Raw genomic sequence first — 22,535 nt, 5'->3', positions numbered from 1 at the left:
AATTCGCCTCGGTGCCTCACGAACAAGTACAATCTGTGACACATCGCAGTCGCGCCTTCAAAGCCCGACGAAACTTCTTGTGAAGAGGACATCATGAAATACTTCCGTACTGTACCAAGCAAACATCTCCAGCAATGGAACCACCGCCAACGCAAGAAATTGCGTTTGGGCGAATTTCAGGAATTCTGCTTTCCATTCGATGCCAAGTTAAAGCACGAGTTAAGCGATGATGAACTCAACCAATTAATCGAAGCCTTTTATAGTTTCCTGGAGCAGCATTCCCTCAATGCCGCTACTTTCTCTGATGTGGCACTCGCCGACAAAATGTCTGGTGTGGTGCAATTTGAAGGGCGCGGCGGCGTGACCAATGAACATCGCACTGTCGTACTCGAATGGCTGCGCGCCCATCCGCTGATCGCCTCTTGTGAAGCCGGCGACTTGGTCGATGCTTGGCATGGTTGGGATTAAATTGCAGCTTATTAATCGTAGCTTATTGACCGCAGCTTATAAGGTTCTAGCCCGCCCTACTCAGCGTCAATGCTTAAGGCAAAATCATGCGGGCAGATCGTTGCTTGTAAAGCGTGCTCGCAAGCTTCCTTTTTGACGAATGATCTCGGTGCTCATTCTTGTTGATCTTGTTAGGTAAAGGCAAAGAATATGACTCTTAGCCATCGACGCCAATTTCTATCTTCGAGCTTGCACGCAGGGCTTGCCCTTGCCAGCTCGGCCGGTTTGAATGGGCTTATTTCTCAGCTTGCGTACGCCAGTGAGAGAGACGAAATTGCGCCAGCATCGATCGATATGCATAAGATCCGCGCGGCGGCGCAGCAAGCGATTGAGACCCCCGCCACGCCGGGCTTAGCGATCTGCATTTGGCAAGCGGGCCTTGAACGTTTCAGCTATTACGCGGGCGTCGCGAACTTAGAACAGGAAGTGGCCGTCCAAGCTGATAGCGTGTTTCGAATTGGCTCCTTGAGTAAACAATTTACCGCCGCGATGATCCTCAAGTTAGTCGAGGCGAAGGCGCTAAGCCTCGATGATCCGGCAAAGAAATTCCTGCCAATACTGCGGAACAAACCCAGCTTTACAGTACGAGAATTGCTACAACATACTGCTGGCATCCATGACCAAGATATCGATCCACGTTTGCTGCATGTCGGTTCACAAACCGAATTAGTCAAGCTGGTCGCCAAACAAAAGAAATTGTTTGATTTCCCTTCGGGGAGCGCCTGGTTATATAGCAATTCGAATTACTTCATCGCTGGCGCCATTATCGAGCAAGTGACCACAAAATCGCTGGCCGAAGCGGGTAAAGATCTCCTTTTTACGCCACTCGATTTGCGCAATACCGGTTTCGAAGTGCCGAGCCAAGTCATCCAACATCGCGTGGCTGGCTACTCGCAAAATGACAAGGCAACTGGAACAGAGCTCAATGCGTTCCTCAACGCCGAATATGAAGACATGAAACTCAATGGCGCAGCCGGCGGTATGATTTCCACGGCGAGTGACTTATGCCGATGGCATCAAGCCTTATTCACGGGCAAAATCTTGTCCAAATCGAGTCTTCAATCGATGTTATCGCCCGGACTGTTACGCAATAAAAATAAAGCGAGTACCCATCGCTTTTCTCCGCAAGATAAGGTGATGGGGAACGCGAATTATGGCCTCGGTTTATGGATAGACGAAGAATCGACTATCGATGCATCCGCGATCGTTCATCATCACGGTGGTGTCATGGGATTTGCAAGTATGTTGGTGAGTCACCCGCAGAGTGGACTCACTTATGCGGTGTTGTGTAATACCGATTCACATCCCGGCTTGCCTTTCCGCGATGTACGGCGGGCTGCTCTAGCGTCCGTGTTAAAGCGCTAGCAGAGAAACGTAATTGGTCGCAAAAAAGGGGCAGATCGCCCCTAGTTGATATCACACACTTTTCTGCCGACTTACATCCCCAAAGATCGCAGTAACTCATCACTATCGTCGTCACCGCCACTGGCTGGTGCTGCCGATTGCGGAGCAGCACCTTGATTCGCTTGCTGCATCTCCAGCAAATCATCCGGATCTGGCACTTCGCTCACGTCGAAGTCGTGTAACTTGATGAACTCAGTTCTATCGATCGCCAGTTCAAGATAGAAGATATTGTTATTCTCGGTGAAGAAAGAGACCCGACGAATCTCAGGTCGATCCAATGGCGTATCGACGCTCAACATCACCTGCTTGGTGAGCACCAACATCTTTGGTTGATTTTGCGTGATGTTGGTTTGCAATTCACGTCGCACTTTTCCCGTGAAATCACCAACGATTTGGTTCATCAATTCGCCCAGAATATTCGCGACTTCGTCTGATGTATAAGCAGTGGCCAACTCCGATTCAGGCATACCCATGGTCAGCATATACTTTGCATAGATTTCCATCGCCGCTTGGCCGGAAAAGTTCAACACTACCAAGCCAGAGAAGCCGCCATCAAACAGCACGAAACAACCGATATCCGGTTTCAAGCCAATCTTGGTGATACGTTGCACCATGGCCGAGTAATGAATTTTGGTTTGGGTCGCGACGTTCAGCACCCGAGTGACCGAATGACAAAGACTCGTGAGCAAATCTTCAGTGCCGTAAATGATGGTTTTATCGTCTGCACTCATGCGCCACTCCTTGATTGAATTTCTTGTCCTCGCCTCAGGACCACCAGCCGTAGTCCTAAGCGGGTTATGCGATTATGCGATATGCGATATGCGTTCATCCGTTCATACACTAGATTCCCGTCTGTTCTGCTTGCAAATTCAGCATTCGCATTGAACATCATTGACTTTCATGTTAGCCAAAAAACTAGGGAAAAAGATATGCATGCGCAAATGCAAAAATTTGCCATAGTGAAAGAATATGCAATGCGGCTGATAACGTCCAGCAATTTTGTTCAGAGTGTGGGGTTTGTGGTTTTGCAGTCAGGAAACGAAGATTTTGTGTTGCGGAAATGCTCAATTCAATGGGACTCTTATACTGTCATGAGTGATTGATGCCCACATGCTTTGATTACAATGAGCTTGGATTTTTAGATTTGAGCGTGCAAAGTGTGCATAGAACGCACCACAAGAAACTTCGACATTGCCTATTTGCTTACCGTGCTTATGAAAATTTTATCAATCGCTTTACTCAGTCTATGTGCCTTCACTAGCGCTTGTGATGCAAAAAAAGAATCTCCATCCATGCGTGAAAAACGGGCGAGTGCCCAAGCTAATGTGCATATCCTCGCTGAAAAACTGAAAATGCCCGGCCTGCAAAGGCAGCGTCAACTGCGTGTCTATTTGCCACCATCATACGCAAACTCAGATAAAACTTACCCAGTGCTGTACATGCACGACGCACAAAATCTGTTCGACGATGCGACCTCGTTTGCGGGAGAATGGGGCGTTGACGAAACCCTGAACAAACTTGCACAGGCAGGCAAGCTAGAACTCATCGTAGTCGGCATCGATAACGGCGAAGACAAGCGCATGAATGAACTGAACCCATGGCCGAATCTCGACTTCAGCCCGCCTGAAGGTAAGCAATACACCGAGTTCATCGTCAATGTCGTGAAGCCTTACATCGATCAACACTACCGCAGCAAACCCGATCGCAGCAACACCGCCATCATGGGCAGCTCCATGGGTGGATTAATTTCGCACTATGCGATCAATCAATATCCGGAAGTGTTTAGCAAAGCCGGAATCTACTCGCCTTCGTATTGGATTTCGAATCAAGCGATCGAATTCATCGCCAAACGCCCAGTTCCCAAAGATGCACGCTTATACATCGCCGCCGGAGAAAAAGAGGGCGGCACACAGGCTGCTGATGCGGAGCGCTCTTACGACGAACTTTTGAAGACAGGACATCCACGTGACAATCTCAGCTTCAAGATTGTCAAAGGCGCTGAACACAATGAGAAGTTTTGGCGTGAAGATTTTGAGCAGGCAGTGTTGTGGTTGTTTACATCGCCAAGCACAACACCCTAAGGACACGACTAAAAAATAAATGAAAATACCAGAGGCGGAAAGTCACTCCGCCTCGTGACAACAAACACAAATCTTGTTGCCATCCACATCGCGAAAATAAGCACCGTAGTAATTGGGATGATAATGCAGACGCAAACCCGGCGCGCCTTCGCAACGACCGCCTAGCGCAATCGCCTTCGCATACGCCGCATCAACTAGCTTTCGATTCTTCGCCAGCAACGCCAACATCTGGCCATTGCCTGCGCTCATCGCCTCACCATTAAACGGTTTGCCTATCACCACGAGTGGTCGCGGCACACCTTCCTCAAACCAACCCGACCACGATTTTTCTGGCTCAGTGAACTTCAACACATAACCGAGTTCATCCATGATGGCAGAGTAAAAGGCATGAGCACGTGTGTGGTCGGTGATGCCGATGAAGATGTGGGAGATCATGTGAAAATTCTTTGTTTTTGATATTTGGTTTTCGATAAGAAATCTTTGATGCAAGGGCATCGTCAAACTAGCTTGTCATTCCCGCGTAGGCGGGAATCCAGTGACTTCCGGTGGGTAAGGATTTACATCTTAACGATTACAAATTTTCCAAATTCAAAAACTAAACCAACTCAATTCGGAAAATGCTCCACATGCGTCTCGCCATTGCGGCCAAGATAAGACACATGGCGGCCCTTGATCCACACAATGTACCCTATGCAACCAGCCTTCTGCGTGAGCTTCTTAAACTCGGGATACATCACCTCACCTTTTTGCGCGCCGATGATCGCCGCTTTGACATCGGCTTGCACAAAAGTTTGCCCGAACACTTCGCCTTCCGCTGCATAATTTAGGCAAAAGCTTTCGTCGTTTGGAAAGTAGTAAGACACTTGGCGTGTGCGGTAATCGACGAAGTAGGATTCAACGTCAACACTCATCAAATCAGCAATCACTTGCCCGAAATGAATACTGCCAGCTTGCGAGGCTTCAAATGTTTGGCGAATCACCACGTGCTTAGTGTTCGATTCTGCCGTGAGGTTGTGGTCTGGATTCATGATCATGTCCGTAGATAAAATAGCTTGGAAGCTTGATTGATAGGTAGTTCGATTTTCCGCGAGCTTCAATCGCGAAGAAATGCAATTTCAGGGAATGCCAACGCAAAACGCTATTTAACCGGCACTTGTTTCATTTGATGGTAGGCGACCAGCTCTTGCAAATCAGCGATCAATTGCTGGCGTTTCCTCTCACCCAAGTGTCCGAAGAAATGATCATCATTACGATCTGCCACATTCGATAACTTCGGCACCAAACGTCGCCCAGCAGCGGTCAAACTCAGCACCTGCTCACGCGCACCACCATCAACAAAATCACGCACCACCAAACCCTTGGCCTCTAGCTTGGAAATAATCTTAGAAGCCGCGCCCTTAGTCATACCCAAAGCATCAATCAACCCGGCATGCGTGGTAATCGCCTCCGCATACAAAGCCCGCAAAGCCACCCACTCCGTCACACTCACATCATGCGCCACCAACTCCGCCTCAAAGCGTGCGGAAACTTGGTTAGAAACATAACGCATCCAAAAGCCGAGATGGTCTTCGAGCGCGCTGGGGTGGGGTTTGGTGTTTTGTTTAGGGTTGGATTTCATGACGAGCAATTTCTGTGGAATGCTCACAGTTTAGTTTCCATGGAAACTAAAGTCAAATAGTTTTTACGTGGTTAAAGATGTGACTGATAGTCCGTAGACTTTGGAGCCGTAGCGATACATCATCTAATCACTCCCAAACATTGGAATTGAGTTATGAACATTTTCAACTTGAAAGAAGTAAATCTCGAAGAAACCGCAATCCCTGCAGGTTACGAAATCAATATTGAACAAAATCCTGATCACTGGCGCGGCGGATACGTTTGGTCAGTGAGTATAGAAGACGAAGAGGTCGCATCGGGGCTCGAATTTTCTCGTCGCTCCGCATATCAAGAAGCAGAACAGGTTTTGCAAACCCTAATGCATAGACCTTGATCGGCCTGTTTCAACAAAGACAAACTACATGAGTTATTTGGTACAATTACTGTGTTTACATCCAGTAAAAACTTGACTGGGACAGCTTTAGGACGTATTGTCCTATAAAGTTCCCAGCGAGGCATTCATGTCACACCCCACACAGAATCACGATTCAGAAGCCGTCCTTAAATATCTTGCGGCAGCACGCAAACTCAAAAGCCAAGAGGACATCGCTGCAATCCTCGGCGTTAATGCACGCCAAGTACGACGCTGGGAAGCTCGTGAGAGTGATCCACCACCTTATTTGTCCTATGCGCTTCAACAGATTCTTCCCTTAGAGAATAACGATCCTCACGCGGCAAACAATGCGCCGTTCACGTTCATTGATCTCTTCGCCGGAATCGGCGGCATCCGTCAGGCTTTTGATAGTATTGGTGGACACTGCGTTTTCACCAGCGAATGGGATACCTACGCGCAAAAGACTTATTTGTACAACTTCCCGAATAATCACCAACTCAATGGTGATATCACTCAAATTGCGGCAAGTGAGATTCCAGATCACGACGTATTGTTAGGCGGCTTTCCTTGCCAACCCTTTTCAATTGCTGGCGTTTCGAAGAAGAACGCACTAGGCCGCGCCCATGGTTTTAATGATGAAACGCAAGGCACATTGTTCTTTGATATTTGCCGAATTATTGATCAGAAGAAGCCACGCGCTTTCTTGCTAGAAAACGTAAAGAACCTCACCTCGCACGACAAAGGCCGGACCTTTGACGTCATCAAGCGCAGCCTCGAAGAACTTGGCTACACCATGAGTTATCGCGTCATCGATGGCGCGCACTTCGTCCCACAACATCGCGAACGTATCATTATTGTGGGCTTCCGCAATGACCTCGGCATCAAATTCGATTTGCATCAACTTGAACTCCCAGAAAAGGGAACGCGGAAGCTGGGAGAGATCCTACACAAAACTGATGGCACGGAGCCCTTCCTACCGTGGGACGGCGACGCCTACTTTGATCACAAGAAGAAAAAAACCTTAGATAAATACACGCTCACAGACAATCTTTGGGCCTATCTACAGAACTACGCCGCGAAACACAAAGAAAAAGGAAATGGATTTGGATTTGGACTCGTCACCAAAGACAGCGTAACGCGCACATTGTCCGCGCGCTATTACAAAGATGGATCTGAAATTCTGGTCAGCCAAGGGAAAACAAAAAATCCGCGTCGTCTCACACCAAGAGAGTGCGCGCGTTTGATGGGATTCCCAGACAGCTTCAAGATACCCGTATCCGATACGCGAGCCTACAAACAATTTGGAAATTCTGTCGTGGTTGATGTAATGTCGCATGTTGCAAACGCGATGCTGCCTTATCTTGCGCTAGAAAAAGAAAGTGCTAGAACACGGCGATCGAAAATTGCAGCGTAGCCTGTTCACCACGGTTAGCATTTTCACGCTTTCAAATTTTTTTGCGCCATGCCCTGAAGGACCAAACTAGTGATCCCAGCCAGTCAAGAAAATATTCAATTTTGGATTTCGAAAAGCACTCAGCTCTTCATCAAGAAATTGTCACGTAATGATTGCGTCTGGGCTGATGGTCAAGAGTTTGGCCATCAAAATGGTGTCTACATACCACGCGAAATTCGAGAAACTGACTTCTTTCCACCACTGCGAAATATCAACCTCGAAAAGCCCCATATTTTCGAAACACCTTTCAGCACCTTTTGGCCAGAAACAGGTGAGATCAGAACATCGAACCTAAAGCACTATTCGAACAAAGGCTCAGAGATGCACTTTACGGGAGTGCCGAAAGAGTACTTCACGGAACTCACGCCTGCCTCAATGCTTCTCGGTGGTACTTTGAAAAAATCACATGGCGAATCACACCATTGGTTCATGGTGATCGATTCAGCCTCTGATGAAGCAGAAATCCTCGAAACCATTTTCGACCTTAGCGCGGATTTTCATTTCGGTCTCTTCGCACCCAAGAACATTTCGAATACCTCGCATGACGAATCTGAGCAGCTAATACAAGAACTGAGCGAGAGTTTAAAAGCGGGAACCCTAGACGCATTTATCGCATCGGTTTCACAGCTCCCACCTTCGTCAGTGTTAGCCTCGCGAGCACAACAAGAATACCTCGCTCAACATGGGCTCCAAACCCTCAACCCTTATGAGCTCGAAAATCCTGGCGACGCCATCATGAAGATTAGCCGAGACATCGAATACAAGTTATACAAACGAGCGGAACTTAGACACAGGGCAGCAGAAGTCGTCAGAATCATCACCGAAAAAAATACTGATCTCGTGACTGCGGTTGTACGAGGATTTCCCGAATTGGATGCAACTTTTCTCAGCGCTAGTCAGCACAGAAAGTCACGCGCTGGTCGCTCGTTCGAACAACACATCGGACGACTACTAAGCGATGGCCACATCTCATTCGAGGAACAAGCTGTTACTGGCGGACGTAGGCCCGACTTCGTTTTACCTAATTTGAGAACCCTGAAAGACACCACAAGATCATTCAATGATGCATTGATACTTTCGGCAAAGACAACACTAAGAGAACGATGGAAGCAAATCGCAATGGAGAAGTTCAACTGCTCTCTTTTTCTCGCGACAGTAGATGATCGGGTGTCAGCCGACGCAATTCATGATATGCAGCACCAAGAGATATGTCTTGTTGTACCTGAGTCTTTAAAGAAGTCGAAGGAGACATGTTACAAGGACAAAGAGAATGTAATTACTTTCAGAAGATTTTTCGATGTGGACGTAGGATCTGATCGTCTAAATTTTCTGAATCGTTAGAAACTTTTCACTATTGCTGTCCAGCATGAACGTTCGGCCTTCTATTTCCGCCTAAACCATGTAAATGCGCTAAAACTCCACGATACCGGGACGAATAGCATGGGTTGCCCACGAGAACGCCCATTTACTGATCATTGATTCTCTCAATCGAAAATCGGCAACATAACTTATCGCCTTACTGCGTTCTGTTGTAAAGAAATATCTCAAATTGATGACAAGTTTTTGTTCTTTTCCTGAAGGATCAAGGTAGGTAGGTGATTCTTCTACCGAAGCCGGCTTTATTTTGTCTTCTAGCGCTACTGAACCAAGAATTTCACAAGCCAAAGAAAATGGAACGACACCGGGTTTTTGCTGTGTTGAATCACAAAGGCCTTCTATTTGAATATATTTTATTGAGTAGTCATCTGGCCACTTTTTAAGTCCAAATATTCGATAAGCATCGGCAATTTTTATGCCAAAGATCTCGTGAAATGTTACGTCGTCATGCCATCGCGGTATTACAGCACCTCGATCGGCTCCTGTTGTTGTACCCGTGCGAGAAATATGTAGTGCGTCATTTAAAATCGCTATTTCACTTGCAACTGGAGGTATTTTTTCCTGACTAACAGCCTTGGTTAATGCAGCGGTCCATCGGGATTTCTGCTCTGGACTGACGGTTAAATGTTCCATTTCATCAATAAGCAAAGGCAGTAGGCCTTCATTCGCTGCGGTTCTCGGTTCACGACTGGCAAACTTTCTACTCGTTGCGGTTTGAGCGATTGAGCTCAAAACACGATCAAGTTCACTATCGAATGTGATTGCTTGATTTTTATTGCCTCGAGCGACTTCTAGTAGTCGCCTCACAACGTTATCCGCTGCTAGGATAATTTCTTTCTCCCACTGCAATAGAACATTGAGGCCCCGTGACCCACTGATTTTCTCACGCAAATCTTTCCACAGTTTCTCGTAATCCGGTTCACCGGACGGTATGTTGTAGTCCGCTTTATCGAGCGAGATTACCAAGCCCGGCAATTGAAAAAGTTGCAGTCTATTTTCCAAATAAGTTGTGAGACCCTGCACTTCTTCCGGATATTGTGTCCACAGTACAAAAACATACGGAGTCCAAGGAGGGAGGTGAATTTGATGAATTAAATTCGCAATTAGAGAATAGCTGGCTTCTGGTCCGCGTGTTTGCGATGTCGAGTCTAAATGAAGGTCACTTATAATAATTCTTATATGTGTCCCTTGCTGCCCAATCGATTGAAGTTTCTCAGCCTGCGCCTCAGATGGATAAAGTAAAGGGAGGCATCCAAAACCCACTTTTGTAGTTGCCTGTTGAATGGCAATGAGGTGAGAGGATTCATCGTCAATTGCGATAGCACGCATTTTAGGAATCATTTGCTACCGCCTCTTCCTTTATTTTCGAATACCAACGCAACAATTGCTCCAGACGCTTCAGCTGGCATTTCAACATCTCCTGAATCGGGGAATTGAATACTACCATTCGACATTTCCATAACTAGATTTGCATAATAAAGACCTAATCCCATTCCTTCCGGTTTACGAGTTACGAATGGTTGAACTAATGCCGTCGGTGGGTCAATAAATCCTGGACCATTGTCGCCAAATGCAATCCCGACACCGCCACTATCGGATTTAAACGTTGTTACAAATATTTTTCGCTGATGTAGTGGCGCATTGCCATTGACTTCAGGGTACCGAACACGTAGCCAATAAAACGAATTATCGAATAGGTTGTTAATTACCCCCAGCATTAGGCTCAGTGAGACCGAGAGCTCAAAATCCAAGGCTTTATCATCAAGGACTGGGCAAATTAGATCGACCTTATGGTATGAAAAACGCAAAGTATTCAAGTCTCTTGCTTGCCTAATTAATTTAGAGACACTAATTGGCTCGCGATCATTTTTTCTCAACAACCCAGCAAATCCATCAAATAGCTTGGTTAATGACTGTGCTTGTTGCTTTAGTTCAGTAATATCAAGTTGTTTCTCTAGGCCATTGTGCAATACACGCACGCCACGTTCGATTTCATGAAAGACTACAGCAAGTCCCAACCCAGATAAGCCCGCCTGCAGCATCGTTTCTTGAAAGCTATTAAACTCTGTTTCGATGCGCTTAATAACTGGTTCGAGAATCGTCAATACCCCATGTTTATCAGCTAACCGTCGAAGATCATGTATTGGTGCACTCACTGAGTAGGTTGGTTCAGGACTATCTGATTTTAGTAGTCTTCTCAATCTTTCTTTGTCAGCTCGGCGCTCAATCTCAAATATTGATATAGAACCAAGCACAGCTCTTTTGAGTCGATCCAGTGAATCAGACTCGGTAAACCCTTCTCGATTAGTCTTTTCGCTGAGTCCAGTACTCTGCTGTTGATTCAGATGAATAGCACCGACAACGATATTCCTACTGATGCGAGCTGCTGGTACGTTAACACGACGAAGATCTAGGCCCAACCAATCATCGCCACGTTCGCCATAATTATAGACACGCACCCCATCTCGATAAACTCGAATTCCCCCACTTTCGTCTAGAAATAATTTGATTAGTTGGGTTTCAGGCATTCTAGCGAGAACCTCTTTGTCTCTATCGAATACATAGAATTCCCCCTCGATAGGACCGATCCCATTCATGAAGGAAGAGTCAACCAAGAGCCGCTCGTCTCGAGGAGTTGACGAATCTCCAAGTAGGTCGCGACCGGGATTACGAACAAGTAGCCGCGTCTCGCTAGCGCTTGCCGTACGATCCTCAAGTTTGACCCCCTTAAGACGATTTACAAACTCGTAACGCCAACTAAGTAGCCCATCAGCTGAAAGAGAAAACTTAAATCTCCAAATTGCGCGCTCTAAAATGTCTTGATAACTTGGAATTCCGATTAGATCGTCCTCACGCCCTGGCACGGTCAAATTGACCTGAAAATCTGTAGGTGCGCCAAATGGAGAGCAAATTGAAGTGACCTGTCGATACATCCGCCGCACATCTCCACGTGACCAATCTACCTGACGAAGCTTACCTATCCAGATTTTAGTACCGTGCGAATTCCCAGTAAAAGTTTGTGGAATTCGTTTTTCGATTTGAACTTGCGCATCTGACAGGAAGTTTTGTTTTGATAGATCTTCCCAGTCAATTTTTACGACAGATTCATAGTCTTCATTTTTTTTTCGTGTAGTCAACTCAATTAAGTCACCAAGTTTATGAACAGCAAAGCGACCTAGTCCTTTCTCACCCAAGGGGAGTCGACCAAACCTCGGAGATCGTTTATTTGAAAGCTTAGCAACTAGCTTATGATCTGCACCTGGTACTAGCCAAATATCCCTAAGATCTTCAAACGACATACCATCCCCATCGTCCAATACCAGAATACTTGGATTTGGATCGCCCAGCAAAAGGGTGACAGAAACAATCGTTGAGTCAGCATCATAAGCATTTTTTACTAATTCAAAGAGAGCGAGTCTTGGGCTTCCAATTAGTTGTTCACCCAGTAAGACTAAAAGACGAGCCCTAGGCCGAAATGAATAGTGATCAAGTGACATATAAACTTCCGGTCGAAATCAAATTAGTTCTAAAGCAAAAGACAGCTCATTAGTATTTTTCGAATAAATTAAGTCAGCTCGGGGAAAATACAAATAGTCAACCTAACTTGCAAAAAACCCATCTAGGCATATGGGTTACGTGCAGGGAAACTTATTCATTAAAAAAGGCCAGCCAAATCGCCAGCCTTATTTTTCCCGTGATATCAAACGTCAATATTCCCAGCCCGCAAAGCATTCCCCTCAATAAACGCACGACGTGGTTCTACGTCGTCGCCCATCAGAGTTGTGAAGATTTGGTCTGCTGCGATCGCGTCTTCGATTTGGACTTTGAGTAAGCGGCGTACGGTTGGGTCCATTGTGGTTTCCCAGAGTTGTTCTGGGTTCATTTCGCCTAGACCTTTGTAGCGCTGTTTGGAGACGCCGCGTTCGGCTTCTTCGCGTAGCCAGCCCATGGCTTGGTGGAAGTCGACGACGTTGGCTTCTTTCATGCGATCGCCTTCGCCGCGGCGGATGGTGGCGCCTTCGCCGAGTAGGCCTTTGAAGGTGTTGGCGGCGTCGGCCAAGACGCGGTAGTCGGCACCGTGCACGAAGTCGGAATCGATGCTGCACACTTTGACGTTACCGTGCACCATGCGTTCGATGCGAATGCTGAAGTTGCCGGAGAGTTCGTCGGTATGGACGGCGGTTTTCACGGTGAGGTCGCCAATTGCTTTTTGCAACGCAGCGGCCGAGGCTTGTGCGTTGTCCATGGTGTCGAGCTGCAAGCTGACGCCGGTCATGATAGCGGTGAGGGCAGCGCGATCGATGACGCGGGTTAAGCGCATCATGACGGCGTTGGCCAAGTTGTATTGACGGACCAATTCACCCAAGGCTTCGCCGACGATGGGCTCAGCACCCGTTTGTGGAATCAAAGAGGCGCCATTCAAAGCGACCGTGGTCATGTAGCTGGCTTCTTCCGCATCGTCTTTCAAATAACGTTCGTCGCGGCCTGCTTTGACTTTGTACAGCGGTGGTTGCGCAATGTAGATGTGGCCGCGTTCCACCAAGGATGGCATTTGGCGGTAGAACAACGTCAACAACAGGGTACGAATGTGGGCACCGTCGACGTCCGCATCGGTCATGATAATGATGCGGTGGTAGCGCAGTTTTTCGACATTGAATTCATCGGGGCCGATGCTGGTGCCGAGTGTGGCGATCAATGTGGTGATCTGTTCGCTCGACAGCATTTTTTCGAACCGTGCTTTTTCGACGTTCAAGACTTTACCGCGCAAAGGCAGAATCGCTTGGAATTTACGATCACGACCTTGTTTCGCTGAACCACCCGCAGAGTCACCCTCGACGATGTAGAGTTCGCACAGCGCTGGATCTTTTTCTTGGCAGTCGGCCAGTTTGGAAGACAAGCCTAAACCATCCATCACGCCTTTACGACGTGTGAGTTCGCGCGCTTTACGTGCGGCTTCACGGGCACGTGCTGCTTCGACGATTTTGCCGCAAATGATTTTCGCGTCGTTCGGTTTTTCCATCAAAAAGTCGGTCAAGGTTTTGGTGACGATTTCTTCGACAGGGCCACGTACTTCAGACGACACTAACTTGTCTTTGGTTTGTGAACTGAATTTTGGTTCTGGTACTTTCACCGACAAAACGCAAGTCAAACCTTCGCGCATATCGTCGCCCGAAACTTCCACTTTGGCCTTCTTGGCGAATTCGTTTTCTTCGATGTACTTGTTGATGACGCGCGTCATCGCTGCACGCAAACCGGTAAGGTGAGTACCACCGTCGCGTTGCGGAATATTATTGGTGAAGCACAGCACTTGTTCGTTGTAGGCGTCGTTCCATTGCATGGAAACGTCGACCGTGATGTTAGTGCCTTGATCGGATACTTTTTCACCGGTCGCTTGGAAAATCGTCGGGTGCAAGACCGATTTGTTTTTGTTGATGTATTCAACGAAGCCGCGTGTACCACCTTCGAAAGCAAACAATTCTTCTTTGCCAGTGCGGTGATCATTGAGCTTAATGCGCACACCATTGTTCAAGAAGGACAATTCGCGAATACGTTTCGACAAAATTTCGTAGTGGAATTCAACGTGGGTGAAGATTTCTTCATCGGCCCAGAAATGCACTTCGGTACCGCGCTTGTCGGTTTCGCCAATCACTTTAATCGGGGAGCATTGCACGCCATCGATCATTTCGAGTTCACGATTTTGGACCACGCCTTTGGCGAATTCCATGGTGTGGACTTTGCCATCACGACGAATCGTTAACTTCAATAATTTGGACAGTGCGTTCACGCAAGACACACCCACGCCGTGCAAACCGCCGGACACTTTGTAGGAGTTTTGGTCGAACTTACCACCGGCATGCAACTCGGTCATAACGATCTCAGCCGCGCTACGTTTGGGTTCGTGCTTGTCGTCCCACTTGATACCGGTTGGAATACCGCGGCCGTTATCGGTGATGGAAATCGAATTGTCGGTATGAATCGTGACGTTGATTTCGGTACAGTGACCGGCCAAAGATTCGTCGATGGAGTTATCCAAAACTTCGAAAACTAAATGGTGCAAACCGGTGCCGTCAGAAGTATCACCGATGTACATCCCTGGACGTTTACGAACGGCTTCGAGACCTTCCAGAATTTGAATCGAGGACGCACCATATTGTGCAGATGCGGCGGCACTTGCTGGTTCTGGAGCTGCTGGTGTGTTGTCTTGGGTATTCTCGGACATGGCTACCTTCTGAAATTAACGTGCAATTTTTTTGGAAGTACTGCCTAAGCTACTGGGCTTTATCAGTACTGCCTGCGTACTTTACTCTTGTTCAAAATTCCCTCCCTTTCGAGGGGGAAGAATGTTCATCCTACTAACGACACTGGATTCCCGCCTGCGCGGGAATGACGTTCTTTGTTTCTTGTAGGGCGGGTGCAACCCGCGCTGCTTAGGTGCCCGAAGGCTTGGCGGCGCGGGTTGCACCCGCCCTACGTTTTCTATACTCCCTCTCCCGCGGGCGGGAGAGGGTTGGGGTGAGGGTGGTTCAATCACGCATCAGGACGAAAATTTAGCGAACGCGAAGATTCAAGTACTAAGATTTTTATCGCTTGCTGAACGTCCCTCATCCCCGACCCTTCTCCCGCCCGCGGTAGAAGGGAGGATATCTACATCAAATCCGCATTGGCATCACAACGTATTTGAAATCGCCATTTTCTGGGATGGTCAACAACGCGGAAGAATTGGAATCACCTAAAGCGATATTGATTTGATCGACTTTGAGGTTATTCAACACGTCCAACAAATACGTGACGTTGAAGCCGATGTCGATGCTGTCGCCACCGTAATCGATTTCGATTTCTTCGACCGCTTCTTCTTGATCGGCATTGGTCGACAAAATACGCATCAAACCTGGTTCGATCACGCAACGTACACCTTTGAATTTATCCGAAGTCATGATCGCTACGCGTTGCAAAGAGCGCAGCAATTTCTCACGGCCCAAGGTGAAGTTGTTTTTGTAGCCCTTAGGGATCACGCGATTAAAGTCAGGGAATTTGCCTTCGACCAATTTCGAAATCAATTCGATGTCAGCAAAGGTCAACTTGACTTGGTTATTCGCGATGTCGACTTGCACGTTGTCGTCTTTGTCTTCCAGCAAGCGCTGCAATTCCAAAATCGTTTTACGTGGAATGATGACTTCTTGACGCGCAAATTCTTGTTCCACTTGCACTTGTGCGTAGGCCAAACGGTGACCATCGGTCGCGACCGCAATCACGTTCTTACCATCGACGACCAATAACAAACCATTCAAGTAGTAACGAATGTCTTGTTGCGCCATGGAGAAATGCACCATGTTGAACAAGTGCTTCAAGGCTTTTTGTGGCAAGGAGACGCTAGCGTTGAAATGCTCAGCTTGAGCAACGGTTGGGAATTCTTCCGCTGCCAAAGTTTGCAAAGAGAAGCGCGATTTACCAGACTGCACGCTCATCTTTTTATTGTCGAGCTTCAAGGTGACGTCATTGTCATCGGGCAGTGCGCGCAAAATATCGAGCAACTTACGCGCGGCTACCGTGGTCGCAGTGACATCGCCACCAGAACCGATTTCTGCATGGGTGGTGATTTGTACTTCAATATCGGTCGATAAGAACGACACTTTTTCGCCGTCTTTACGAATGAGAATATTGGCCAGAATCGGCAAAGTGTGCCGACGCTCGACAATACCACTCACAATTTGCAGGGGCCGTAAGAGGGTATCCCTGTGGGTTTTGACCAATTGCATTTTGTATCCTCACTCAATCAATGTTAAAGGATTAGGAATGGCGCAAGACTATCGCAGGCTTTGTTGCACGCAACGCTAACCACGCACTCTTTGCACGTATCCTAAGGATGCTGCTTTTACTTCACATTGGGAGGACTTGCGAAAAACTGCCCAAACTGAGTGGCCAATTTTGCGTAAATCCTACGCCGGGTACTGCTTAAATACTTCTAAACGCTACTTAAAACTTTTTACCGTCGTCCCTGCGCAGGCAGGGACCCAGTGTCTTTCATCTTAATTGCTACTGGCACATCATAGCTTTCCGTGCTTTTTACGCCACTGGATTCCCGCCCCCGACTAAAGCATTCGAGGGCAGGCTCATTCGCGGGAATGACATCCGTTGTTGCTCATCGGGCAGAAACACACCGCACTTTGCTGTTCAACTAACGACACGCGGCGCGGGTCTCACCCGCCCTACATTACTTCTGTTTTTACTCCCTTCTCCCGCGAGCGGGAGAAGGGTTGGGGATGAGGGCGCATCAGAATCTGATAACGGCATCGCTTAATCTTAAAAACATCCGACTTTCACGATCGCATTACTCAAATTCTTTTTCGTTGCTGAACCACCCTCACCCTAACCCTCTCCCGCTCGCGGGAGAGGGAATATTCAAATCCAACTACCCCTTCAAAGTCTGCTCCAGCACATGCAATTCGTGATTGCATTCTGGGTTCTTGGCGCGGTCGGCGGCGATTTTGCGGACTGCGTGCAACACAGTGGTGTGATCACGTCCGCCGAACAACTCGCCGATTTCTGGCAAACTTTTTTGGGTCAATTCTTTTGCTAAATACATCGCGATCTGACGTGGTCGGGCGATATTGGCCGGACGACGTTTGGAATACATGTCGGCGACTTTGATATTAAAAAAGTCGGCGACCGTCTTCTGAATATTTTCGACCGAGATCTGACGGTTTTGCACCGACAACAAATCTTTCAGCGCTTCTTTCACAACATCGATCGTGATGTCTTTACCGTGGAAGCGTGAGTAGGCCAAAATCTTACGCAAAGCACCTTCCAATTCACGCACGTTCGAACGCAAATGTTTGGCGACAAAGAAGGCCACATCGTCCGAAAATTGCACGCCTTCGCTATACGCTTTCTTGAGCAAAATCGCGACGCGCATTTCGAGTTCTGGCGGTTCAATCGCCACCGTCAAACCGGAATCAAAGCGTGAAATCAAACGATCATCCATGCCGGAAATTTCTTTCGGATAGGTATCGCTGGTAATAATGATTTGTTTCTTGGCCGCGATCAGCGCTTCAAACGCATAGAAGAATTCTTCTTGCGTACGGCTCTTACCGCCAAAGAATTGAATATCATCGATTAACAACAAATCGAGCGAATGGTAATAACGTTTGAAATCGTCAAAACCTTTTTTCTGGTACGCCGTCACCACGTCACGCACATATTGTTCGGCGTGGATATAACGGATCCGTGCATTCGGTTTGTCGTGCAGAATTTGATTACCAATCGCGTGGATCAAATGCGTTTTACCCAAACCAACACCGCCATATAAGAACAGCGGGTTGTAGGACACACCCGGATTATTCGCCACTTGAATCGCTGCCGCCCGTGCCAATTGATTGGCCTTACCGGTGACGAAGCTATCAAAGGTTAAATCGAAATTGATGCGCGAGTTGTCACGACGCGGCGCGGTTTCGACACTCGGCTCGGGCGCGACTAAGTCGCTGGTGCCCATTTGTGAGGTGCGTTGACTATGATCGGCGCCATTGCCTTCAGCGGCATTCGCAGCGTTGGCGGCCGCAGTGGCTGCGGCATTTTTCTTGCCGACGCGGGGGTCGATGATAAATTCGACATCGACGGTGTCATCCCAAAACTGGGATGCAAATTCGGTGATACGACTAGCAAATTGGGCTTTGACCCAATCTAATTTAAAGCGATTAGGTGCGCCGATGCGGAGACGACCATCTTCAAAGTCGACTACCGTTAAGGGCTTGATCCAAGCACTAAATTGCTGAGGCGTGAGTTCCTGTTCTAATTGTTGCGAGCAGGCTTGCCAGAAATTTTCCATGAATCGCTTTACTTTTTACTCAACACTTATTCTGAGGATTTACGCAAAAACCAAGAACTGATTGAGGTAAATCCTTCTTCTCAAAACGGCTGATGTGTTCGACCTTATGAGCCTCACATCACCAACTGTTCCACTTTTGTTTTGGTATTACTGCCGTCATCCGAGCACGTTCGAAACGCGATCGAGAGACAAGGCATCATGCAGAAAAAATAAAACACCGAAGGCGCTCGCTTCATTATAAAGGAGCAGACGGCGGTGCAAAATGTTATTCAAGCATTAAATTTTTGATGATCCAAAGCAATACTTCCAAGCCCCTTATTTTACCCTCCGCAGCCAGAGTTATCCACAGGCAAGCGCAAATTTCTTTTGAATTTCTTTTTCACCAAGTTACCAAGAACTGCCATAAAAAGAGGCAAATCCGTTGACAAGCCCAGAGAAAATGGTGTCTAATTACGGGTTCCCTACCCTGTTTTGTTATGCGCAGCTTTCTGTTGTAACCGCGCTATCGAAATACAAACGCACTAAAACGAGTCTAAACGTAGCCTGAGCCTTGGTTCTGGCCTCACGCTGAGTCTGTCTTTATGTTGTTTTGTAGCGGTCACGCAAATGGCGAATTGAATAAATTGCAGCCGTGAGCAGTGTTTGGGGCAGTAGGCGTATAAAAAACTGGGTGTAAATAGCAATAGCGCGCGTTGCCATCGTTGATTTGTAAAGTTCCATACAGCTTTGCAAAGAATTACAGCAGCAATTGACGCATAGCAGTACCCGTAATTCCGATTTATTTTTTGCTCAAATAGTGAGATCAACATGAAACGTACATTTCAACCTTCCGTAGTTCGTCGTAAGCGCACTCACGGTTTCCGCGCTCGCATGGCAACACGTGGTGGCCGCGCAGTTTTGAACGCACGTCGTGCTAAAGGCCGTAAGCGCCTCGCAGCTTAATCGGCATACATTAAATCCAATTCTAGGGCGCAGCAATTCGTTGCTTGTCCTCGCAATACTCTTGTATTGCTGCGGGAAGCGCCTTTTTCTGCATCCCTATAATTGAATTTCTTGCATACCGCTGCGTTGGTCGGGATCTTTTATAAGAACCATACGGAGTCGGTGCTTAAATTATTTGCACTTTGTCAATTTAGTTTGTTCAATAGGCTGAGTTTTTTATTGTGACTAATTTGACTGCCTCGACTTCTATGCAAGACCACGCTCAGTTTCAGTTGTCCGGCGGTAGTTTTACGCGGGAACAACGAATTCTTAAAACGGATGAGTTCTCATCCGTTTTTCGTTTGCGGCCCGTGCAACGCAGCACTCATTTTGTGTTGTATGCGCGCAGCAATCAATTTGATCATGCCCGTCTTGGGGTCGTTGCGGCCAAGCGTTTTGCGCCGCGCGCGATTACGCGCAATATGATCAAACGCATCACGCGCGAAGTCTTTCGCCAATTGGCACTCAGCAATGTTGATTGCGTAGTGCGCCTCTCCAAACCCGTCAATAGCAAGCAAGGCCCAGCCACCACGGCGGCGCTCAAACGCATTTTACGTGCTGAAATGCTGCAATTATTTCAAGCGCAACGCCACAACTTGGCCAAGCTTGCCGAAGCTGCACGCACCTCGAAGCAGATCAATGAGGCAATGCCGAGCTCCTTAACCGTGACCAAGACGACGGAGCAGGGTGCATGAAAGCCTTACTTTTACTGTTACTACGTGGGTATAAATTAGCAATTAGTCCGATGTTAGGGCAAAATTGCCGTTTTTATCCGAGTTGTTCTGAATATGCCGCCGAAGCAATACGCGAATACGGCGCATTGCGTGGTTCGTGGATGGCTGGCAAACGCTTATGCAAATGCCACCCGTGGCACCCTGGTGGTGTCGATCTCGTCCCTTGCAAACATCATCAACACGATGGGCATGAAAAAGATGGTGTCGCCCCCACATCGGATTCTGGCACACCGCAATCGCTTCCAAGCACGAGTTCAAAGTCGGCTGGGTCGCATCAGTTCGAATAGATTTTTAAGATTTTTAATTTTATCGAGTACATGGAAAAAATGGATATCAAGCGTACCTTCCTGTGGGTCATCTTCACGATGTCGCTCGTCCTGCTATGGGACAAATGGATGCAACATACGGGCAAGAACTCAATGTTTTTCCCGAAACCTGTAGCCCAACAAACTCAAGCAGCGAGCGCTTCCGCCTCTGCTAGTGCTAATGCAACTGCTGCCAGTGCTGCTGCAGTAAGCACACCAACGGCGACCACTACAGCGGCTGATGGCACAGTGACGCCAGTTAAGAGTGAAACCATCACGATTACAACAGACGTTGTGAAAGCGGACATCGATACCATCGGCGGTGAAATCAAACGCTTGGAATTGTTGAAGTACGCCGATAGCGTGGATGCGAAGAAGAATGTGGTCTTGTTTGATCATACAGCTGACCGTACTTATGCTGCGCAAACGGGTTTGATCGGCGCAAAAGGACTCGATCATCACGCTGGATACATTGCTTTGCCTGGCAACCGAGATATCGGCAATGGCAACGAAATTAGTCTCGTATTAGAAACCCAGTCTGAAGGCGTCAAGTTGACAAAGACCTACACCTTCAAAAAAGGTGACTATGTCATTGGTGTAAAACACGAACTGACTAACAATACAAATGCACCAATTGCCCCGTCTTTATATCTGCAACTAATACACGACGGTACCAAACCCAAATCTGGCGGCATGTTCTCAGGAACGACTGAGTTCTATGCGCCTGCACTTTACACAGAAGAAAAATTCTTCCAAAAACTTTCGTTCGAAGACATCGAAAAGCGCGCAAACAAAGCCAAGGAAACGAAAAAACCTGATGTACCAGATCACCCAACTAGCGCCAACAACGGATGGGTTTCAATCATTCAACATTTCTTCGTATCTGCTTTCATCTTGGATGAAAAAGTAGAACGCGAAGTTTTCACCAAAAAGGTCGCTGAGACTGAAAACCTGTACGCCATCGGTAACGTCGTTAAGTACCCAACCGTCGCCCCAGGCCAAACTGCAGCAATTACGGCCCGCTTGTATTCCGGCCCACAAGAAACAGCCACTCTGGAAAAAATCGCACCAGGCTTGGATTTGGTCAAAGACTATTGGAAGCTCTCCATGCTCGCCAAACCGATGTTCTGGCTGATGGAATTGATCCATAAATTCATCGGTAACTGGGGTTGGACGATTGTTTTGTTCACGATCGGTATCAAACTCGCCTTATTCCCACTGTCTGCTGCTGGTTTCCGTAGTATGGCTAAGATGAAAGTACTGACACCAAAAATGACAGCGCTCAAAGAGAAATACAAGAACGAACCACAGAAGCTCAATCAAGCCATGATGGAGCTCTACAAAACTGAAAAGATCAATCCGCTTGGTGGTTGCTTGCCAATGTTGATCCAGATGCCGATCTTCTTGGCTTTGTACTGGGTCTTGCAAGCCTCCGTCGAAATGCGTGGCGCACCATGGGTGGGTTGGATCACCGATTTGACGCAGCCTGATCCATGGTTCATCTTGCCAGTTTTGTACGCAATCTCGATGTACATCACCACCAAACTGAACCCAGCGCCAGCGGATCCGATTCAAGCGAAGATGATGTTGTTCATGCCATTGATGTTCTCGGTCATGTTCATCTTCTTCCCATCTGGCTTGGTCTTGTACTGGGTGGTCAACAATATTTTGTCGATTGCTCAGCAATGGGTCATCAATAACAAGATCGTGCCACCAGAACACCGCAGCTAAAATCGGCTTCGGCACTCATCAAAAGCCCATTTTCGAATGGGCTTTTTTTATGAACGACGAAACATCACAGGAGCGCGCTACCCAACCTCAAGCCATGCGTCATTCCCGCGCAAGCGGGAATCCATGGTCTTTTCGATCGATAAGAAATC

Annotated in this window: 19 protein-coding genes; 10 read left to right on the top strand and 9 right to left on the bottom strand. The window is 47.6% G+C overall.

Features of this window, described 5'->3' with window-relative positions; translation table 11 throughout:
- Nucleotides 1-93: 93 nt before the first annotated feature.
- Nucleotides 94-468, top strand: coding sequence for a 50S ribosome-binding protein YggL (locus RF679_RS00505; RefSeq protein WP_309482266.1), 375 nt, complete (start codon nucleotides 94-96; stop codon nucleotides 466-468).
- Between the two features lie 189 nt (nucleotides 469-657).
- On the top strand, nucleotides 658-1,872 hold the full coding sequence (locus tag RF679_RS00500; RefSeq protein WP_309482265.1) for a serine hydrolase domain-containing protein: 1,215 nt from the start codon (nucleotides 658-660) through the stop codon (nucleotides 1,870-1,872).
- A 71-nt stretch (nucleotides 1,873-1,943) separates the two neighbouring features.
- Here RF679_RS00500 and RF679_RS00495 read toward each other — a convergent pair whose 3' ends face one another.
- Nucleotides 1,944-2,642 (bottom strand): DUF3334 family protein, encoded by a 699-nt coding sequence (locus RF679_RS00495; RefSeq protein ID WP_309482264.1) that lies wholly within the window; start codon nucleotides 2,640-2,642, stop codon nucleotides 1,944-1,946.
- Between the two features lie 483 nt (nucleotides 2,643-3,125).
- On the opposite strand from RF679_RS00495, the gene RF679_RS00490 reads away from it, so the two are divergent.
- Nucleotides 3,126-3,992 carry an alpha/beta hydrolase gene (locus RF679_RS00490; protein ID WP_309482263.1) on the top strand — a complete coding sequence of 289 codons (867 nt, stop codon included), beginning with the start codon at nucleotides 3,126-3,128 and terminating at the stop codon, nucleotides 3,990-3,992.
- 42 nt (nucleotides 3,993-4,034) lie between these two features.
- On the opposite strand, the gene RF679_RS00485 is transcribed toward RF679_RS00490, so the two are convergent.
- The 3 genes from RF679_RS00485 to RF679_RS00475 all read right to left on the bottom strand — a co-directional run bounded on the left by RF679_RS00485 (nucleotide 4,035) and on the right by RF679_RS00475 (nucleotide 5,637).
- Nucleotides 4,035-4,427: a VOC family protein gene (locus RF679_RS00485; RefSeq protein WP_309482262.1), complete on the bottom strand. Its 393-nt coding sequence runs from the start codon at nucleotides 4,425-4,427 to the stop codon at nucleotides 4,035-4,037.
- Between the two features lie 170 nt (nucleotides 4,428-4,597).
- Nucleotides 4,598-5,020 carry a DUF1398 family protein gene (locus RF679_RS00480; RefSeq protein WP_309482261.1) on the bottom strand — a complete coding sequence of 141 codons (423 nt, stop codon included), beginning with the start codon at nucleotides 5,018-5,020 and terminating at the stop codon, nucleotides 4,598-4,600.
- A 110-nt stretch (nucleotides 5,021-5,130) separates the two neighbouring features.
- Entirely contained in the window at nucleotides 5,131-5,637 is a 507-nt protein-coding gene (locus RF679_RS00475; RefSeq protein ID WP_309482260.1) for a MarR family winged helix-turn-helix transcriptional regulator, read from the bottom strand.
- Between the two features lie 126 nt (nucleotides 5,638-5,763).
- Between RF679_RS00475 and RF679_RS00470 the strand changes: the two genes are divergently transcribed.
- From RF679_RS00470 to RF679_RS00460, 3 genes are all read left to right on the top strand, one after another.
- Entirely contained in the window at nucleotides 5,764-5,982 is a 219-nt protein-coding gene (locus RF679_RS00470) for a hypothetical protein (RefSeq protein WP_309482259.1), read from the top strand.
- Nucleotides 5,983-6,109: 127 nt separating this feature from the next.
- Nucleotides 6,110-7,396 carry a DNA (cytosine-5-)-methyltransferase gene (gene dcm, locus RF679_RS00465; protein ID WP_309482258.1) on the top strand — a complete coding sequence of 429 codons (1,287 nt, stop codon included), beginning with the start codon at nucleotides 6,110-6,112 and terminating at the stop codon, nucleotides 7,394-7,396.
- Nucleotides 7,397-7,534: 138 nt separating this feature from the next.
- Complete coding sequence (locus RF679_RS00460; RefSeq protein WP_309482257.1) at nucleotides 7,535-8,776, top strand: type II restriction endonuclease; 1,242 nt, start codon at nucleotides 7,535-7,537, stop codon at nucleotides 8,774-8,776.
- A gap of 69 nt (nucleotides 8,777-8,845) precedes the next feature.
- Here the strand turns inward: RF679_RS00460 and RF679_RS00455 are convergent, their stop codons facing one another.
- The 5 genes from RF679_RS00455 to dnaA all read right to left on the bottom strand — a co-directional run bounded on the left by RF679_RS00455 (nucleotide 8,846) and on the right by dnaA (nucleotide 18,635).
- The gene (locus RF679_RS00455) at nucleotides 8,846-10,153 is read right to left on the bottom strand and encodes a hypothetical protein (RefSeq protein ID WP_309482256.1); all 1,308 of its coding nucleotides are present in this window, start codon (nucleotides 10,151-10,153) and stop codon (nucleotides 8,846-8,848) included.
- Nucleotides 10,150-12,309 carry an ATP-binding protein gene (locus tag RF679_RS00450; protein ID WP_309482255.1) on the bottom strand — a complete coding sequence of 720 codons (2,160 nt, stop codon included), beginning with the start codon at nucleotides 12,307-12,309 and terminating at the stop codon, nucleotides 10,150-10,152. The genes RF679_RS00455 and RF679_RS00450 overlap by 4 nt, the downstream gene beginning before the upstream one ends.
- 203 nt (nucleotides 12,310-12,512) lie before the next feature.
- Nucleotides 12,513-15,032 carry a DNA topoisomerase (ATP-hydrolyzing) subunit B gene (gene gyrB, locus RF679_RS00445; protein WP_309482254.1) on the bottom strand — a complete coding sequence of 840 codons (2,520 nt, stop codon included), beginning with the start codon at nucleotides 15,030-15,032 and terminating at the stop codon, nucleotides 12,513-12,515.
- A gap of 430 nt (nucleotides 15,033-15,462) precedes the next feature.
- Nucleotides 15,463-16,569, bottom strand: a complete 1,107-nt coding sequence (dnaN, locus tag RF679_RS00440) for a DNA polymerase III subunit beta (protein WP_309482253.1) — start codon at nucleotides 16,567-16,569, stop codon at nucleotides 15,463-15,465.
- A gap of 653 nt (nucleotides 16,570-17,222) precedes the next feature.
- The gene (gene dnaA / locus RF679_RS00435) at nucleotides 17,223-18,635 is read right to left on the bottom strand and encodes a chromosomal replication initiator protein DnaA (RefSeq protein ID WP_309482252.1); all 1,413 of its coding nucleotides are present in this window, start codon (nucleotides 18,633-18,635) and stop codon (nucleotides 17,223-17,225) included.
- 807 nt (nucleotides 18,636-19,442) lie between these two features.
- Between dnaA and rpmH the strand changes: the two genes are divergently transcribed.
- The 4 genes from rpmH to yidC all read left to right on the top strand — a co-directional run bounded on the left by rpmH (nucleotide 19,443) and on the right by yidC (nucleotide 22,386).
- Nucleotides 19,443-19,577: a 50S ribosomal protein L34 gene (rpmH, locus tag RF679_RS00430; RefSeq protein ID WP_309482251.1), complete on the top strand. Its 135-nt coding sequence runs from the start codon at nucleotides 19,443-19,445 to the stop codon at nucleotides 19,575-19,577.
- A 221-nt stretch (nucleotides 19,578-19,798) separates the two neighbouring features.
- Nucleotides 19,799-20,311 carry a ribonuclease P protein component gene (gene rnpA, locus RF679_RS00425; protein ID WP_309482250.1) on the top strand — a complete coding sequence of 171 codons (513 nt, stop codon included), beginning with the start codon at nucleotides 19,799-19,801 and terminating at the stop codon, nucleotides 20,309-20,311.
- Nucleotides 20,308-20,637, top strand: coding sequence for a membrane protein insertion efficiency factor YidD (yidD, locus tag RF679_RS00420; protein ID WP_309482249.1), 330 nt, complete (start codon nucleotides 20,308-20,310; stop codon nucleotides 20,635-20,637). The genes rnpA and yidD overlap by 4 nt, the downstream gene beginning before the upstream one ends.
- 39 nt (nucleotides 20,638-20,676) lie before the next feature.
- Complete coding sequence (gene yidC / locus RF679_RS00415; protein ID WP_309482248.1) at nucleotides 20,677-22,386, top strand: membrane protein insertase YidC; 1,710 nt, start codon at nucleotides 20,677-20,679, stop codon at nucleotides 22,384-22,386.
- Nucleotides 22,387-22,535: the final 149 nt, after the last annotated feature.

Source organism: Undibacterium cyanobacteriorum (genome assembly GCF_031326225.1).
GTDB lineage: Bacteria > Pseudomonadota > Gammaproteobacteria > Burkholderiales > Burkholderiaceae_D > Undibacterium > Undibacterium cyanobacteriorum.
Note: the sequence above shows the minus strand (reverse complement) of the source record. Positions and strands in the feature narration are given on the sequence as shown.

Coding starts and splice junctions, on each gene's coding strand:
- RF679_RS00505 (WP_309482266.1), top strand. CDS start 94: ATGAAATACTTCCGTACTGTACCAAGCAAACATCTCCAGCAATGGAAC.
- dnaN (WP_309482253.1), bottom strand. CDS start 16,569: ATGCAATTGGTCAAAACCCACAGGGATACCCTCTTACGGCCCCTGCAA.
- RF679_RS00455 (WP_309482256.1), bottom strand. CDS start 10,153: ATGATTCCTAAAATGCGTGCTATCGCAATTGACGATGAATCCTCTCAC.
- RF679_RS00485 (WP_309482262.1), bottom strand. CDS start 4,427: ATGATCTCCCACATCTTCATCGGCATCACCGACCACACACGTGCTCAT.
- RF679_RS00470 (WP_309482259.1), top strand. CDS start 5,764: ATGAACATTTTCAACTTGAAAGAAGTAAATCTCGAAGAAACCGCAATC.
- RF679_RS00490 (WP_309482263.1), top strand. CDS start 3,126: ATGAAAATTTTATCAATCGCTTTACTCAGTCTATGTGCCTTCACTAGC.
- RF679_RS00480 (WP_309482261.1), bottom strand. CDS start 5,020: ATGAATCCAGACCACAACCTCACGGCAGAATCGAACACTAAGCACGTG.
- RF679_RS00450 (WP_309482255.1), bottom strand. CDS start 12,309: ATGTCACTTGATCACTATTCATTTCGGCCTAGGGCTCGTCTTTTAGTC.
- rpmH (WP_309482251.1), top strand. CDS start 19,443: ATGAAACGTACATTTCAACCTTCCGTAGTTCGTCGTAAGCGCACTCAC.
- dcm (WP_309482258.1), top strand. CDS start 6,110: ATGTCACACCCCACACAGAATCACGATTCAGAAGCCGTCCTTAAATAT.
- yidC (WP_309482248.1), top strand. CDS start 20,677: ATGGATATCAAGCGTACCTTCCTGTGGGTCATCTTCACGATGTCGCTC.
- RF679_RS00500 (WP_309482265.1), top strand. CDS start 658: ATGACTCTTAGCCATCGACGCCAATTTCTATCTTCGAGCTTGCACGCA.
- gyrB (WP_309482254.1), bottom strand. CDS start 15,032: ATGTCCGAGAATACCCAAGACAACACACCAGCAGCTCCAGAACCAGCA.
- dnaA (WP_309482252.1), bottom strand. CDS start 18,635: ATGGAAAATTTCTGGCAAGCCTGCTCGCAACAATTAGAACAGGAACTC.
- RF679_RS00495 (WP_309482264.1), bottom strand. CDS start 2,642: ATGAGTGCAGACGATAAAACCATCATTTACGGCACTGAAGATTTGCTC.
- yidD (WP_309482249.1), top strand. CDS start 20,308: ATGAAAGCCTTACTTTTACTGTTACTACGTGGGTATAAATTAGCAATT.